Annotated in this window: 14 protein-coding genes; 7 read left to right on the plus strand and 7 right to left on the minus strand. The window is 69.2% G+C overall.

The annotated features are described in order from the left end of the window. Window positions 1-153: 153 nt before the first annotated feature. Both FE263_RS05195 and FE263_RS05200 read left to right on the plus strand, forming a co-directional pair. Complete coding sequence (locus tag FE263_RS05195; RefSeq protein ID WP_138324811.1) at window positions 154-1476, plus strand: MFS transporter; 1323 nt, start codon at window positions 154-156, stop codon at window positions 1474-1476. A 40-nt stretch (window positions 1477-1516) separates the two neighbouring features. Next, entirely contained in the window at window positions 1517-2809 is a 1293-nt protein-coding gene (locus FE263_RS05200; protein ID WP_138324812.1) for an MFS transporter, read from the plus strand. Window positions 2810-2850: 41 nt separating this feature from the next. Here the strand turns inward: FE263_RS05200 and FE263_RS05205 are convergent, their stop codons facing one another. Next, window positions 2851-4599: a dihydroxy-acid dehydratase gene (locus tag FE263_RS05205; protein ID WP_138324813.1), complete on the minus strand. Its 1749-nt coding sequence runs from the start codon at window positions 4597-4599 to the stop codon at window positions 2851-2853. 89 nt (window positions 4600-4688) lie between these two features. Beyond that, on the minus strand, window positions 4689-5816 hold the full coding sequence (locus FE263_RS05210) for an FAD-binding domain-containing protein (protein WP_240758996.1): 1128 nt from the start codon (window positions 5814-5816) through the stop codon (window positions 4689-4691). Between the two features lie 114 nt (window positions 5817-5930). Between FE263_RS05210 and FE263_RS05215 the strand changes: the two genes are divergently transcribed. From FE263_RS05215 to FE263_RS05225, 3 genes are all read left to right on the plus strand, one after another. Continuing rightward, window positions 5931-6842, plus strand: coding sequence for a DUF6492 family protein (locus FE263_RS05215; RefSeq protein ID WP_138324815.1), 912 nt, complete (start codon window positions 5931-5933; stop codon window positions 6840-6842). Window positions 6843-7065: 223 nt separating this feature from the next. Further along, window positions 7066-8037 carry a 2-hydroxyacid dehydrogenase gene (locus FE263_RS05220; RefSeq protein ID WP_138324816.1) on the plus strand — a complete coding sequence of 324 codons (972 nt, stop codon included), beginning with the start codon at window positions 7066-7068 and terminating at the stop codon, window positions 8035-8037. 16 nt (window positions 8038-8053) lie between these two features. After that, window positions 8054-8980: a dihydrodipicolinate synthase family protein gene (locus FE263_RS05225; RefSeq protein ID WP_138324817.1), complete on the plus strand. Its 927-nt coding sequence runs from the start codon at window positions 8054-8056 to the stop codon at window positions 8978-8980. Window positions 8981-8997: 17 nt separating this feature from the next. Here the strand turns inward: FE263_RS05225 and FE263_RS05230 are convergent, their stop codons facing one another. Both FE263_RS05230 and FE263_RS05235 read right to left on the minus strand, forming a co-directional pair. After that, window positions 8998-9705: a molybdate ABC transporter substrate-binding protein gene (locus FE263_RS05230; RefSeq protein WP_138324818.1), complete on the minus strand. Its 708-nt coding sequence runs from the start codon at window positions 9703-9705 to the stop codon at window positions 8998-9000. A gap of 27 nt (window positions 9706-9732) precedes the next feature. Further along, window positions 9733-10992, minus strand: coding sequence for an alpha-hydroxy acid oxidase (locus FE263_RS05235; RefSeq protein WP_138324819.1), 1260 nt, complete (start codon window positions 10990-10992; stop codon window positions 9733-9735). Window positions 10993-11079: 87 nt separating this feature from the next. Between FE263_RS05235 and FE263_RS05240 the strand changes: the two genes are divergently transcribed. Both FE263_RS05240 and FE263_RS05245 read left to right on the plus strand, forming a co-directional pair. Then, a complete protein-coding gene (locus FE263_RS05240) occupies window positions 11080-11748 on the plus strand; it encodes an aspartate/glutamate racemase family protein (protein WP_138324820.1) in 669 nt (222 codons plus the stop codon). A 3-nt stretch (window positions 11749-11751) separates the two neighbouring features. Then, window positions 11752-12807: a lactonase family protein gene (locus tag FE263_RS05245; protein ID WP_138324821.1), complete on the plus strand. Its 1056-nt coding sequence runs from the start codon at window positions 11752-11754 to the stop codon at window positions 12805-12807. Window positions 12808-12820: 13 nt separating this feature from the next. Here FE263_RS05245 and FE263_RS05250 read toward each other — a convergent pair whose 3' ends face one another. Genes FE263_RS05250 through FE263_RS05260 form a run of 3 tightly spaced genes read right to left on the minus strand, consistent with a single transcriptional unit; the run spans window position 12821 to window position 15237 of the window. Then, entirely contained in the window at window positions 12821-13717 is an 897-nt protein-coding gene (locus FE263_RS05250; RefSeq protein ID WP_138324822.1) for an NAD(P)-dependent oxidoreductase, read from the minus strand. Next, window positions 13717-14421 (minus strand): ribonuclease activity regulator RraA, encoded by a 705-nt coding sequence (locus tag FE263_RS05255; protein WP_138324823.1) that lies wholly within the window; start codon window positions 14419-14421, stop codon window positions 13717-13719. Before FE263_RS05255 ends, FE263_RS05250 begins: the two co-directional genes overlap by 1 nt. A gap of 30 nt (window positions 14422-14451) precedes the next feature. Next, on the minus strand, window positions 14452-15237 hold the full coding sequence (locus tag FE263_RS05260) for an SDR family oxidoreductase (RefSeq protein WP_138324824.1): 786 nt from the start codon (window positions 15235-15237) through the stop codon (window positions 14452-14454). Window positions 15238-15554 lie beyond the last annotated feature (317 nt).

Below are 15554 nucleotides of genomic sequence, written 5' to 3' on the forward strand. Positions count from 1 at the left end.
GACCGCCCGGAGGCCATGCCGAAGCCTGGTTCGGCGGCATCGGCCGTAACGCGGGAACGATGACGTGAAGCAATCCGCGCTTCCCGCCTGCCGTGGACGGCAGCAGGATTAAGTCAGAGGAACCGCCGGAGTGCGGGCGTCTGGGAGAACAGGATGCAAGTCACGGGCCTGCGCCACATGGTGGCAACGCCGCGTGTGCGCGCGACGCAACGTTCGGCACTGACCATGCTCGTGGCCGCCGGTGTCATCAACTATATCGACCGCGCGACGCTTGCGGTCGCCAACCCGCTTATCCGCCACGACCTGCATCTCTCGGTCGCGGATATGGGATATCTGCTTTCCGCTTTCCTCTGGGCCTACGCGTTCGCCCAACTCCCGACCGGGGCGATGGTGGACCGGATCGGGCCACGCAAGCTGTTGACCCTCGGGCTTTCACTGTGGTCGCTCGCGCAGGTGCTGGCCGGACTGGTACAAAGCTTCGGCCAGTTCTTCGGCGCCCGCATCCTGCTCGGCATCGGCGAGGCGCCGCAATTTCCGACCGGCGCGCGCGTGGCACGCGACTGGTTCAATGCGCGCGATCGTGGTCTCGCCATGGGCATCTTCAATTGCGCCTCCTCGCTCGGCACGGCGATCGGCGTGCCCTTGCTGACCTATCTCATGCTCAGCTTCGGCTGGCGCGCGATGTTCGTCATCATGGGCGTCGCCGGCCTCGTCGTCGCCTGCTGGTGGTTCGTCCGCTACCGCGATCCGTCGGCCGTGGCCTTGACGCCGCAGGAAAACGCCTATCGCGTGCAGGGCGACCCGCCGGGCCATCGCGCCAAGGTGACGTTCGGCGAGTGGCGCAGCCTGTTCCGGTTCCGGACCACCTGGGGAATGATACTGGGCTATTTCGGGTGCATCTACCTGACCTGGATCTACAGCGCCTGGCTTCCCGCCTACCTGGAAATGCAGCGCCACATGTCGGTGAAGTTCACCGGCATCGCCGCCTCCATCCCCTTCGTCTGGGGCGTTCTCGGCAGCGTGCTCGGCGGGCATTTCGCCGACTGGCTGCTGCGTCACGGCTTCTCGCCGATGAACAGCCGCAAGGTGCCGGCCGGCGTGGCGCTACTCGGCACCGCGGCCTGCACCGCGGCGGCGGCCTATGTCGAGAGCAACGTGCTCGCCATCATCTTCATATCCGCCTCGCTGTTCCTCGTCTACGCGACCAGCACCTGCGCCTGGGCGCTGAGTTCCGTCGGTGCGCCGACCAACTGCACCGCCTCGATCGGGGCGATGCAGAATTTCGGCGGCTATCTGGGCGGTGCGCTCGCACCCACGATCACCGGGCTGATCGTACAGACGACCGGCTCGTTCGTGCTGGCGCTCGACGTGGGTGCGGTGATCGGCGTCATTTCCGCGGTATCCTACCTGTTCATCGTGCGCGACCCGGTGACGGCGGCGGACATGCAGGCGCTGGGCGCATTGCCCGCGTGCTGAGGGTGGCAAGAGAACCGGCCCGATCGGGAGAACGCTCATAATGCCAGGTAATTTTCGTTTCGTCGTGGCCGGTCTGCTGTTCGCCGCCGGCATCATCAACTACGCCGATCGTGCCGCGCTGGGCATCGCCGCACCCCTGATCAGCAAGGATCTCGGACTGTCGCCGTCATCTCTCGGCGTCGTGTTCAGCACGTTCTTCGTCGGCTACGCGCTGTTCGCCTTCGTCGGCGGCCAGCTCGCCGACCGCTACGGGCCGCGTCGCGTCTATATCTGGGCGGCGACCGGGTGGTCCCTGCTCAGCGCCCTGACGGGTGCGGCAACCGGCTTCGTATCGCTGCTCCTGGTGCGCGCCCTGTTCGGCTTCGCCGAGGGGCCGATGAACTCGACCACCAACCGCACCATCACCAACTGGTTTCCGCGTGAGGAGACCGCGCGCACGATCGGCTTCACCTTCTCGGGCCAGACCGTCGGCAGCGCGATCGCCGGACCCGTCGTCGGCCTGCTCATGCTCTCCACGAGCTGGCGCGTGGCCTTCCTGCTGACCGGTCTTGCTGGCCTGCTCTGGGTTCTGGTCTGGCGCCTCCTGGTCACCGACCTGCCGCAGCAGAACCGCCGCGTCGGACAGGACGAGATCGCATTGGTGACGGCCAGCCGCGCGGTCCCGGTGGTGCCGCAGTCCGACCTCGCGCTGCCGCTCCGGCGCTACCTGCTGCGCGCCAGCACGCTCTCGCTCGGGCTCGGCATGTTCGCCGTCAACTACACGCTCTACATATTCCTCTCCTGGCTGCCGAGCTATCTCACCGGCGCGCTGCACCTGGACCTCAAGCAGATGTCCTTCGTCGCCGCCATCCCGTGGGCGTGCGGTTTCGTCGGCTATGTCGGTGGCGGCATCGTCGCGGACGCGCTCTATCGCCGCTCGTCCAACCGGTTGCGCACGCGCAAGCTCACCACGATCGTGCCGCTGGCGCTGGCCGCGGCCGCGCTGCTCGCGGTCAACGCGGCGCACAGCGCGGTCGTCGCGGTGGTGCTGATCGCAGCCGCGGTCATGCTGCTTACCAGCTCGGTGCAGTCATGCTGGGCAACGATCCACGAGCTGGTCCCGGAGACTCGGGTCGGGGCGGTGAGCGGCTTCATCCATTTGCTGAGCAACATCTCGGGTATCATCGGTCCGATCGTCACCGGCCTCGCGGTGCAATATCTTGGTGGTTACGACAGCGCCTTTGCGATTGCCTCGATCCTGGCGCTTGCGGGGGTGGTGGCGATGAGCGTGTTCGTGCGGCGGCCGGAGGCAAGCGGCTTCGCCCCTGGAACCCCATCAAAGGCAACCCTTTGAAATCCATCTTTAGGATACGGGTCCAGGCAGAGCCCTGCCTTCTAGACGACCGGCGCGGTCGCCACCGCCGGCGGCACGAACGACGTGAAATCGCAGCCGCCATCCGCCTGCAGCACCTCGTTGTCCCACAGGCGCCGGTAGCCGCGCGCGGCAGCGGGCGCGCGCTCCGAGGCCGGGAGTTCCCGCCGCCGCGCGGCAAGCGTGTCGTCGTCCAGCAGCACGTCGATCCGTCGTCCGGCGGTGTCGAGCCGGATCATGTCGCCGGTACGCACCAGCGCTAGCGGCCCCCCGGCGGCTGCCTCCGGCGAGACATGCAATACGATGGTGCCGAAGGCGGTGCCGCTCATGCGGGCGTCCGAGATACGCACCATGTCCTTGACGCCCTCGCGCATGAGCTTCTTCGGGATCGGCAGGTAGCCGGCTTCCGGCATGCCCGGCGCGCCTTTCGGACCGGCATTCTGCAGCACGAGCACCGTGTCCGGCGTTACCGGCAGCGCCTCGTCATCGATGCGGGCTGCAAGGTCGGCGAGGTCGGCGAACACCAGCGCCGGGCCGGTATGCTGCAGCAGCCCCTGGTCGGCGGCGCACTGCTTGATGACGGCGCCGTCGGGCGCAAGGTTGCCGCGCAGCACGACCATCGCGCCGGAGGCATAGACCGGCTGCGCGAGCGGGCGCACCACCGGTTGCCTGAACGGCGCGTCGCCCGCTTCGAGTTCGGCGCCAAGCGTGCGGCCGGTGACGGTCAGGCAGTCGAGCGACAGCATCGGCTTCAGCGCGCGCAGGATCGGCAGCAGGCCGCCGGCGCGGTGCAGGTCCTCCATGTAGCCTTGCCCGGTCGGCTTGAGGTCGACCAGCACCGGCGTCTCCCGCCCCAGCCGGTCGAAGCCGTCTAGATCGACGCGTATGCCGGCGCGTCCGGCGATCGCGGTCAGGTGGATCAGCGCGTTGGTCGAGCCGCCGACCGCCAGCATGGTGCGCAGCGCGTTGGTGATGGAAGCGGGCGTCACGATCCGGTCCGGGGTGAGCCCTTGCGCGGCCAGCGCCACGGCGCGCGTGCCGGTCTGCTCGGCATGGCGCCGGCGTGCGGCGAGCACGGCCGGAATCGCGGCACCTCCCGGCAGCATCATCCCGAGCGCCTCGGCGGCGAGCGCCATCGTGCTCGCCGTCCCCATCACCGAGCAGGTTCCGACCGTGGGTGCCAGTTCGTCGTTCACCGCCGCGATCGCCGCCGCGTCGATCGCACCGCCGCGATACTGCGCCCAGTAGCGCCGGCAATCGGTGCAGGCGCCGAGGCGCTCTCCGCGCCAGCTCCCGGCAAGCATCGGGCCGGTCACCAGCAGGATGGCCGGGACATTGGCGCTGATCGCCCCCATCAGCAACGCCGGCACCGTCTTGTCGCAGCCGCCGATCAGCACGACGGCATCCATCGGCTGCGCCCGGATCATCTCCTCGGTGTCGATCGCCATCAGGTTGCGCAGGTACATGCTGGTCGGCGAGGCGAAGCTCTCCTGGATGGAGATCACCGGAAAGGCCACCGGGATGCCGCCGCTCAGCATCACCCCGCGGCTGACCGCCTCGATCAGGTCCGGCACGTTCTGGTGGCAGGCATTGTACCCGGACCGCGTATCCACGATGCCGATCACCGGCCGTTCGAGCGCGTCGTCGGTATAGCCGAGCGCCTTGATGAAGGCCTTGCGCAGGAACACGGAGAATTCGGCATCGCCGTACTGGGCGAGGTTGCGCCGCATGCCGGTCGCATCGGGCTTTGCCGGATCGGAAGGATTGCTCATGGTCCGCCTGCTGAGTGCAAGGGGAAGAGGATAGCCCCCGGCGGGCTAGCGGCAATCCCGCCGACGCCGCCTGGCATCGTGCACCGGTGTCAGGGTTGCAGCGCCTTGTCCAGGATGGCAGGGATCGCGGTCTTCATCTGGAAGTAGCCTCGCGTGGCCCTCGGCCACGTCAGGTCATCCCACTGCCGGCGCACGCGCGAGACGCCGGCGGGCAACGCATCCGCCGACGGGCCGACCGGTGCCCACGCGGTGACTACCGGCAACGTGCCAGCCCAGCCGGCATCGACCCGTGTTGCGGGACAATCGAAATAGGCGGCGGCGCGCGCGAGGCCATCCGCCATCGCGTCCTCGTCGGCGCGGCGCACCCGCTCGGTCGCATCCGGTGCATGCGCCACCAGGCCACCAAGACGGACGACGCGCGCACTCCCCAGCGGAAGGCTTTCCGGGTGCAGGTCATCGAGGTGAAGCAGCAACGCGACCTCGCCGGTTGGGCATTCCCCGACGCCGCCCGGCGTGATCGCCGGCTCGTACTCGTCCTCCTGCAGCGCAATCGGGTTCTCGTTCAGGCCGGTCGGCGAGTAGCGGCCGTCGGTATACCGCCGGATGTTCTCGGCCCGGGCGGCATAGGGTTTGCCGCGCGTGTGCAATCCTGCGACCCATCTCCACGACAGTGTGTTGCTGGCCGGATCGCCGTCGACGAGGTGGCGCAGGAAGAAATCCGCTCCGAGCGCCCAGGGAAGCCCCAGGGTGAAGATCCAGATCGAGGCGAACCACATCCGCACGTGGTTGTGCAGCCATCCGGTCTCCACGAGCTCTCGCGACCAGTCATCGAAACCGTCGATCCCGGTGCGTCCGGCCACGGCTGCTTCGTACGCCCGCCTTCCGCCGGACGATGTGCCGGATGCGTCCTTCGCCTGTGCCACGAGATCCAGGTAGTTGGTCCAGATCCCGGGATGTGTCTCGAGGAAACCCTTGAAGTAGGAGCGCCAGAAAACCTCCTCGACGAACTTCGTGGCCTTCCCGGCGCCATGCTTCGCGAGAGCCGCGGCGACCACCTCCTGCTCCAGGAGGAGCCGGCGTCGGAGGTAGGGCGAGAGCCCGGTGGTGGTGGCCTCGCCGAGTGGCCCGGTGTCCAGATTGCGCCTGGCTGCGTAGTCCAGCCCGCATCCTGGCACCATTTCGGCCAGACGCTCCAGGCCAGCGGATCGGGTCGTCACGAAGTCACGGTTCATGACCTGTAGGTGGGATGACTTCGTCGGCATGCCATGGTGTCATGCGTCGGGCGGGCACGAACGTCGGCTGCGAAGCGCAGGCAGTTGGGGGATCGAGCGATGCAACCGTACCGGCGCCCCTACTCGTTCGTGACGGTCGCCCATGCGGAGGACGATTGGCTCCTGCGCCTTCAGGCACGCTCGATGCGTCTGTATCTCCCGCCGGCAATGGTGGAAGAGATCGTGGTCGTCGAGAACTCCGGAGCTGGCCGGCATGTCGGCTGGCGCGACCGGCTCCGCTTGGAATATGGCGACCTCGCCGGACGCGTGCGCTTCCTGTCGTCCGAGGCAATCGCCATGATGCCCGCGGCCCCGGGCTGGTGGACCCAGCAGGTCCTCAAGATCCTCGTGCATCGGGTCGTGGCATGTGATCGCTATGTCGTCCTGGATGCGAAAAACCACCTGATCCGGCCATTGCATCCGGACTTTCTCGAAGCGGCAGACGGACGGATGCTGTCACGCCGCTACTGCTACCGCGCACATCCGCTTCGCCATTTTCTCGAGAACACGCTCAGGCTTCACGACCTGCCGGTGGAGCCACATGTCGGCTGGTTCATGCAGGCGGATACACCTTTCACCGTCGATCGATCCGATGCGCGATCGGCGGTCGCGTTCCTGGAGGCGAGAACTGCAAAGTCGTTTGCCGAACGGCTCATCGAAGCGAAGGTGACCGAGTTCTTCGTGCTTGCCGCCGACCTGATGCGGAGGGGTATCCTGGAGGACCGGTATGATTTCTCCCGCATCGCCTGCCCGGTGGTATGGGACAATCCGGTCGAACCTGGCTCCCTCGCGGCTGTCATCGGGGAGGCGGAGGACTCTCGCGCACCCATCTTCTCGGTGCATCGCCGCACGCTCGCGAACATGAACGGGAATACCCGGAGCATCCTTTGCGAGTTCTGGCAGCGACACGGCCTCTTCGGCTCCACCCAGGAGGCGATGGCGGACCTGGCCCTGCACGACGCCCGGGAGTAGGCCGGCACCCGCAGACCTCGCGTCCGGCCCGTGATCCGCGGCGCTGTGGCGACCGGGCCGGCTATGCGAGCCCGGTCATCATCGGATACCTCAGGACCTGGCTCGGCACGCGCGGCTCCGGACCGGTCCTGGCTGCAGCCTGTCCGGTGGCGTCGACGTTGCCGATCCTGTTCGTGGTCCCGGCGTGGCCGGTCGACCGCAGGGTGGCTTGGGAGTGACCGGGATGAGTGGACGGGTACGGGTGCTGACGCTGGGCGACATGGGTGCCGACGAGGAGAAGGCGCTGGGCGCGCATTTCGATGTCGTTGCCGCCGCCGATGCGGGCGCGGTCGGGCGCGACGAGGCCGTCCGCGGCATCGTGACGCGCGGCCGCACGCCGATCAACGCGGCGCTTATGGACCGTCTGCCCAACCTCGAGGCAGTCGCCACGATCTCGGTCGGCTACGACTCGATCGACGTCGCGGAAGCGGTCCGGCGCGGCATCGTCGTCAGCCACACGCCTGACGTACTCAATGACGAAATGGCCGACTTCACGGTCGGCCTGCTGCTCGCGACGCTGCGCCGCTTTCCGGCTGCCGAGCGCCACCTGCGCGCCGGGCGTTGGCGCAACGGCGAGGAGTTTCCGTACTCGCCTTCGCTGCGCGGCCGCACGGTCGGGATCGCCGGGATGGGCCGCATCGGCGGCGTGATCGCCCGACGGCTGGAAGCGTTCGACGTGCCCATCGCCTACTTCGCCCGCAGCCCGCGCCCAGCCTCGCCGCACACCTATCACGACAGCCTGCTGTCGCTGGCGAGCGCCTGCGACACGCTGATCGTGGTGCTGCCGGGTGGCGCGACGACGCGCCACGCGATCGATGCGGAGATCCTCAAGGCGCTCGGCCCTGACGGCGTGCTCATCAACGTCGCCCGAGGCTCGGTCGTCGACGAGACGGCGCTGGTCGAGGCGCTGCAGCGCGGCGAGATCCTGGCCGCCGGCCTCGACGTCTTCGCCGACGAGCCGCGCGTGCCGGACGCGCTGCTGGCCCTGGAGCAGGTCGTGCTGCTGCCGCATGTCGGCACCGCGACCCACCATACGCGCGGCCGCATGGGCCAGCTTGCCATCGACAACGTGATCGCCTGGTTCGACGGCCGCGACATCCTGACGCCGGTCCCTGAGTGCGCCGGCCTCGACCGCAGACGGCCAGCCCGGACCTGAGCCAGGAGGACAGACGATGCCGCTCGACCACACCGCCCGGGGCGTGTTCCCGATTGCGCCGACCCCGTTCGACAGCGACGGCCGCATCGACTTCGCCTCCATCGAGCGCCTGACCGCCTTCTATCGCGACATCGGCAGCGACGGCATGACGGTGCTCGGCGTGCTCGGCGAGGCGCCGAAGCTCGACGGTGCCGAGGCGCTGGACGTGGCACGCTGCTTCATACGCGCCGCCGGCGCGCTGCCCGTCATCGTCGGTGTCTCCGCGCCGGGCTTTGCCGCCATGCGCAGCCTGGCCGTCGCATCGATGGAGGCGGGCGCCGCCGGCGTGATGATCGCGCCGCCGAACACGCTGCGCACCGACGACCAGATCGCCGCCTACTACCGGGGTGCGGCGGATGCGATCGGGCCCGGCATCCCGTGGGTGATCCAGGACTACCCGCTCAACTTCTCGGTGGTGATGTCGCCCGGCGTGATCCGGCGCATCGTCGACGACAACCCGGCCTGCGTGATGCTCAAGCACGAGGACTGGCCGGGCCTGGAGAAGATCAGCGCGCTGCGGGCAGCCGAGCAGGCCGGTGGCCGGCCGATCTCGATCCTGTGCGGCAATGGCGGCCTGTTCCTCGATTTCGAGACCGAGCGCGGCGCCAGCGGTGCGATGACCGGCTACGCCTTCCCCGACATGCTGGTGGACGTGGTCTCCTTGCAGGCGGAGGGTTGCCGCGACGCGGCGCATGACCTGTTCGACGCACACCTGCCGCTGCTGCGCTACGAGCAGCAGCCCGGCGTGGGTCTCGCGGTGCGGAAATACGTGATGGCGCGGCGTGGCCTGATCGCGTCCGACACCCAGCGCAACCCGCGTGCCGGGCTGAGTGCCACGGCGCGGAACGAGATCGAGTATCTGCTTGCGCGTCTGTCGACCAGGGACATGCGGGCGGGCTGCTGAGCGGGGGCAGCCGCGCCTCAGCGCCCAGGCGAGAGCGGTTCGAGCCCCGCCTGCGCATAGGCCGGCCGCGTCCGTGGATCATCGAGCAAAGCGAGGAAGCGCCGTGCCGCCTCGGGCTGCGCCGTTGCGGCAAGGACCGCGCCGGAGAAAATGGCGGCTGTCCCGAGCGGCTCGGGCAGGCTGCCGACGATCTCGACACCGGGCACCGTCATGAGTTCGCTGATCTGCTGCACCGCGATGTCGGCCTCCCCGGTGACCAGCTGTTCGGCGGTGAAGCCGGCCGGGATGATCGTGGCCCGTGCGTTGATCTCCGCCGCGATGCCGAGCCGCTCGATGGCGGCGGCGAAATGGATGCCGCTGGCACCTCCTCGCGAGTAGCTGACCGAGCGGGCGGCACGCAGCGTCTGTATCGCCGCATCGAGCGTGCCGATGTGAGGATGCGCGGCACCACGCGGCACCGCGATGCCGATGCGCGAGCGCACCAGGTCGATCCGGCTCGACGTATCGATCGTGCCCTTCCCGGCCAGGCGATCCATCGCATCGGCGGTGACGACCAGCACATCGGCACGCTCGCCCGCCTCCAGCTTCTGCAGCAGCACGCTGGTCGGTGCCCAGTCCATCTCGACGTGCAGCCCGCCCCCGGCAAGGCGCGGCAGCACCGCCGCGTCGACGGGATGGCGGAGCACCAGCGCCAGCATGGCCCGGATCGCGGCCATCTCCGTCATCAACCGGCGCTCATGGTTCGGTGCGCCTCAGCCACGCCGGACGAAATCCGGCGTCAGCTCGTCGAGCCGGTTCACCCCGAGCAGCGCCATGTCGCGGTGTATCTCCTCCTTCAGGATGGTCATCGCGTGCAGCACGCCGGGTACGCCGCCGATCGCGGCGGCGAACATCAGCGGCCGTCCGACGAACACGAAATCGGCGCCGAGGGCCAGCGCCTTCAGCACGTCGGTGCCGCGCCGGATGCCGCTGTCGACGATGACCTTCATCGTCCGCTTCTCGCCGCCAAGTTCGGCCAGCACGTCGAGCGGCGCCGGCGCGTAGTCGAGCTGGCGGCCGCCGTGGCTCGACAGGATGATCCCGTCCGCACCGCACTCCCGCGCCCGGACGGCGTCCTCGACCGTGAGCAGGCCCTTGACCAGCAGGTTGCCCTTCCAGCGCCGGCGGATCGCCTCGAGGTGGCGCCACGACAGCTTGTCCCGTGCGGTGGTGTTGCGCAGTGCCCGCGACATCATCGGCGGCCCGCGTTCCGCCTCGGTGTTCTCGAAATGCGGCGCGCCGTGCCGCCAGTAGGTGCGGGCCACCACCCCGAGCAGCCAGCGCGGATGCAGCGCGCTCTGCACGGCGACCTTCGGCGTCACACGGATCGGCATGCTGAAGCCGCTGCGTATGTTGTGCTCGCGGTTGCCGAGCACCGGCGTGTCCGCGGTCACCACCAATGTCCGGTAGCCGGCCGCCTGCACGCGATCGACCAGCCGGTCGATGCGGGTCTGGTCGCCGGCGAGATACGCCTGGAACCAGGCGTCCGGATTGCGTGCGATGACGTCCTCGAGGCTGATCAGCGCGGACGCGCTCAGGATCATCGGGACGCCCATGCGCCGGGCGGCTTCGGCAAGCACGAGATCGCCGCGATACGCCACGAACGCCGCTCCGCCCAACGGCGGCACGCCGAACGGAGCGCGCCAGGTGCTGCCGAACAGGGCGACCGACTGGTCGCGGCCGGCGGTGTCGACCATCATCCGCGGACGGAAGCTGTAGTGCTCGTACGCGCCGGAGGCGGTGCGCATCGCGGCACCGGTCTCCACGCCGCCGGCGACGTACTGGAAGATCATCGGCGGGAGGTGGCGTCGCGCATGGCGCTCGAAGTCACCCAGCGAAAGCAGGTCACGGAACCGGAAGGGCGTCGCCTGCGCGCTCCGCTTGACACTGGTGCTGAAGCTTTCGGCCGTCGTGATACCCGGGGCTGCGCCATCCTGGGTGGTTGCGGCGCCGTCTTGTGTGGTGAACGACATGTTGCTCCTTGTCCTTGGCGGAAACGGCACACCCTGGATAAACGCGTGGCGAGAGCTAGTTTCCCCTCGCCACCGAGAGGATCGCGCATGACCTGTCGCATCGTCCTGCTGCACGCAACGCCTGTCGCCATGGAGCCGATCCGGGCCGCCTTTGCGGACCGCTGGCCGGAGGCGGAGCCGGTCAACCTGCTCGATGACGCACTCACGCTCGATCGGGCGCGGGAGGCCGCACTATCCGGCGCGATGATCGACCGCTTTGTGGCCCTCGGCCTGTATGGAGCGAGCCTCGGCGCCGCCGGCATCCTCGTCACCTGCTCGGCGTTCGGACCGGCCATCGACCGCCTCGCCGCCCGATGTGCGGTACCGGTGCTCAAGCCGAACCAGGCGATGTTCGAGGCGGCGGCGACGCACGGCACGCGCATCGGCATGCTCGCGACCTTCGCGCCGTCGGTTGCCACGATGACGGACGAGTTCGACGGCTTCGTCGCCGGGAGCGGCCGCCCGGCGACACTCGAGACGATCGTGGTGGAGGATGCGATGGCGGCACTCCGGAGCGGCGACGCGGAGGCGCACAACCGGCTGGTCGCCGCCAGCGCACCCGCGCTCGCCGGTTGCGACGCGATCATGCTGGCGCACTTCTCGACCTCCCGGGCGCTCGGCGCCGTCAGCGAGGCGGTCGCGGTCCCAGTCCTGTCGGCGCCGGACCTCGCCGTGGACCGGATGCGCGCCCTCGTCACCGGCTCCGCGTCGTCCTGACCGATGCAGCCCGATTTCGCCCCGCGTTTCGCCTATCTCGGCTGCTTCACCACCGCGGCGCGCGGCGCGCGTGGCGATGGCATCCATGTCCACGCCATCGACCCGGCAACCGGTGCCTGGACCCACATCCAGCACCTGCCCGGCCTGGTGAACCCGTCCTTCCTGGCCCTCGCACACGACCGGCGGACGCTCTACGCCGTGCATGGCGATGCCGACTACGCCAGCGCGTTCGCGCGCGACGCAGCGACCGGCCTGCTGCATCCGCTCGGGCAGGCGGCCACCGGCGGCAACAATGTCGTCCACCTGGCGGTCGCCCCGTCCGGCCGCCACCTGATCGTCGCCAACTATGGCTCCGGCTCGGTCGCCGTCCTGCCGATCGGGGAGGACGGGTCGCTGGCGCCGTTCAGCTTCCTCGCGCCGATGCCAGGCAACCCCGGGCCGCACCCGGTGGAGCAAGCCGGATCGCACCCGCACCAGATCCTGTTCGACCCCTCCGGCCGCTTCGTGCTGGTTCCCGACAAGGGCCATGACGACGTCGCCGTGTTCGGGTTCGACGCGGACCGGGGCACGCTCTCGCTGCACTCGGTGATGGCGGCGTGCCCGGGCGCAGGACCGCGCCACGCAGCGTTCCATCCGGCGCGACCGGTCTGCTGGGTGCTGAACGAGCTGAATTCGTCGGTGACCACCTGCCGCTGGGTCTCCGGGCGGCTTGAACCGGTCGAGGCTGTCCCAACTCTTCCGGGCGATTTCTACGGCACCAGCACCGCGGCGGCGATCGCCACGACGGCCGACGGACGGGTCGTGTATGCCTCCAACCGCGGACATGACACCATCACCGCCTTCTGCAGCGACGGTGGCGACGGCCACCTGCGCCCGCTTGGCTGGACGCGCGCCCCCGGACGGGGTCCGCGCTTCATGGCCCTGCAGGACAAGACCCTTTTCGTCGCCAGCGAGCAGGACGATCGGATCGGGCGTTTCGCTCCCCGCGATGGCGGTGCCCTCGATCCGCTTGGCGAGACCATCTCGTCGCCGAGCCCGGTCACGATCGCCTTCGCGTAGATCCCGCCCGGCTCTAGCCGTCCGGCAGGGCGGCACGGAACCGGACGTCGAGCAGGTCCTCGAACACGCGTATCATCGCACCCTTGTCCTGCCCGCCATGGCCACGCCGGAGTGCCGTCTGGTAGGTGGCGGTCGCCGCGGCCAGCACGGGCAGCGGCACACCGAGCCGCGCCGACAGCGAGGCGCCAGCGACCAGGTCCTTGTAGGCGGCCGCCATCGGGTAGCCGTCGGTGAAGTGGCCCCGCAGGATGCGTGGGATGAAGAACTCCGAGGCGTGGCTCCGCCCGGTTCCGGAATTGACGGCCTCGCCCAGCTTCGCGGGATCGAGGCCGAGCCTGGCCGCGAACGGCAGCAGCTCGGCGAGGGCCGCCGCGTTGATGTCGAACAGGAGCTGGTTGACCAGCTTCGCCGCCTGGCCGCTGCCGGACGGACCCATGTGCAGGATCGTCCGGCCGATCCGGGCAAGCAGCGGCTGGGCGCGCGCAAAGGCGTCCGGCGTGCCGCCGCACATGACGGTCAACGTCCCGTCGATCGCGCGCGCCTCCATGCCGGAGACCGGCGCATCGAGGAAGCAGATGTCCCGTGCCCGCACGGCCTCGCCGAGAGCCAGGGTCTCCGCGTGGTCCGTCGTGCCGAGATCAACCAGCAGCGTGCCTGGCGCGAGGCAGGACGCCAGACCATCCGCTCCGAAAAGCACCGAGCGCACCGCTTCGGCATCCGGCACGCAGAGGAACACGATCCCGGCGTCGGAGAGATCCGCCGGGCGCCTGGTGACGGCGGCGCCACGGGCGCTGAAGCTGTCGAGGCCACGGCCGCTCCGGCTGCAGACGGTCAGGGTCTCGCCCTCGCACAGGAGGTTGTGCGCGATCGGCCGCCCCATCTGGCCAAGCCCGACGAAGCCGAGACGCATCAGGAGGCGCCGGTCTCGCGCCGGTAGCGCGCCCTGGTTTCCTCGTTCATCGGGTAGAGGCCGGGCAACGGCACGCCCTTGCGCACCTCGCCCATGATCCATTCCTCTACGCGTTCCTGTTCGACCGCCTCGGCAATCACCTCGTCGACGATTGCGGCCGGCATGAGGACGCCGCCATCCTCGTCCAGCGACACCAGATCGTCCGGGAAGACGGCGACGCCACCGCAACCGATGGGCTGCTGCCAGGCGACGAAGGTGAGCGCCGCGACCGAGGGAGGTGCTGCGGCACCGCGGCTCCAGACCGGCAGCCCAGTCTCCCGCACTCCCTTGACGTCGCGCAGGGCGCCGTCGGTCACCAGGGCCGCGACACCGCGCTCGCGCATGCGGCCGCACAGGATGTCGCCGAAGATCCCCGCGTCGGTGTTGCCCATGGCGTCGACCACGGCGACGCAACCGGCCGGCATGGCCTCGATGGCGGCCCGGGTGGACACCGGCGATGCCCAGGAGGCCGGTGTTGCGAGATCCTCGCGCGCCGGGACGAAGCGGAGTGTGAAGGCGCGGCCGACGATGCGCGGACTGCCGGGATCGAGGGGGCGCGTCCCTCGCATGTATACGTTCCGGAGCCCCTTCTTCAGCAGGACGGTCGTCAGTGTCGCCGTGCTGATCGCGCGCAGGCGTGCAAACCGTTCGGTGTCGTCGGCCATGCTGGCACTCCGTGTTCGCGGGTATGATGGTCAGAGGCTCTGGATCAGGCCGCCATCGACGCGCACGACCCCGCCGGTCACGTAGGACGCGGCCGTGCTGGCAAGAAAGGCGACCACATCGGCGTATTCCTGTGGGTCGCCGTATCGGCCGACCGGGATCGTTGCGGCACTTTCGGCCGCCACCTCGGTGACGGCCCGGTTCTCGCGCTGCGCCCTCTTGTCGTCGAGGAATGCGACGCGTGCGGTCGCGATCCGGCCCGGCACGACGACATTCACCGTGACGCCGTCGCGGGCGACCTCGCCTGCAAGGGTTTTCGACCATCCGAGGAGTGTCAGGCGGAGCGCGTTCGAGATCGCGAGGTTCGCAATCGGCGCCACCATGCCGGACGAGGTGGACGTGATGATCCGGCCCCAGCGACGCTGCCGCATCGACGGAAGCACACGATCGGTGATTGCGATCACCGACAAGACCATCGCCTCGAACTGTGCCTGCCACGTAGAGGCGGGCAGGCCCGCTGCGGGAGATGGTGGCGGGCCGCCAGTGTTGTTGATCAGGATGTCCACCGGCCCGAGGTCCGCCTCCACCTGGGCGATCCGGTCGCCGATGCATGCCAGATCGCCAAGATCCCACCCGAGCGCCAGCGCGTTGCCGCCGTCGGTGCGTATGGCGGATGAGACAGCCTCAAGCGGTGCCATGCTGCGGCCGGCAACCGCCACGCGGGCGCCCTCACGGGCAAGCGTGCGCGCGATCGCGCTCCCGAGACCGCCGCCACCCCCCAGCACCAAAGCCGTCTTGCCTGTGAGCCCCAGGTCCATCTGCGTTCTCCAGATCGCTCGCCGCCGTGCTGACGGGGTGACGACCAAAAGGACGGCGCGCCGCTTCGGTTCCGCCTCCGAACCTGGACACCGCGCCGGGATCGACGCTGTCCAAATCCACCTCGAGGATTGATCCGTGTGGCCGGTGCTGGGGGCCCGAACGCAAAGAAGCCTGCCGATCAGGCCAGCGTTCCTGATGCGTTCGTGCGTTTGGCGAGGTGTGGTTGCGGCGACGGAAATCACCGATAGTTGCCCCTGTGCCCGGCTGGCTGTTGACACGATTGACCGCCCCCCCGGGTGGCTGACAACGACTTCGT

Source organism: Lichenicoccus roseus (assembly GCF_005844085.1).
GTDB lineage: Bacteria > Pseudomonadota > Alphaproteobacteria > Acetobacterales > Acetobacteraceae > Lichenicoccus > Lichenicoccus roseus.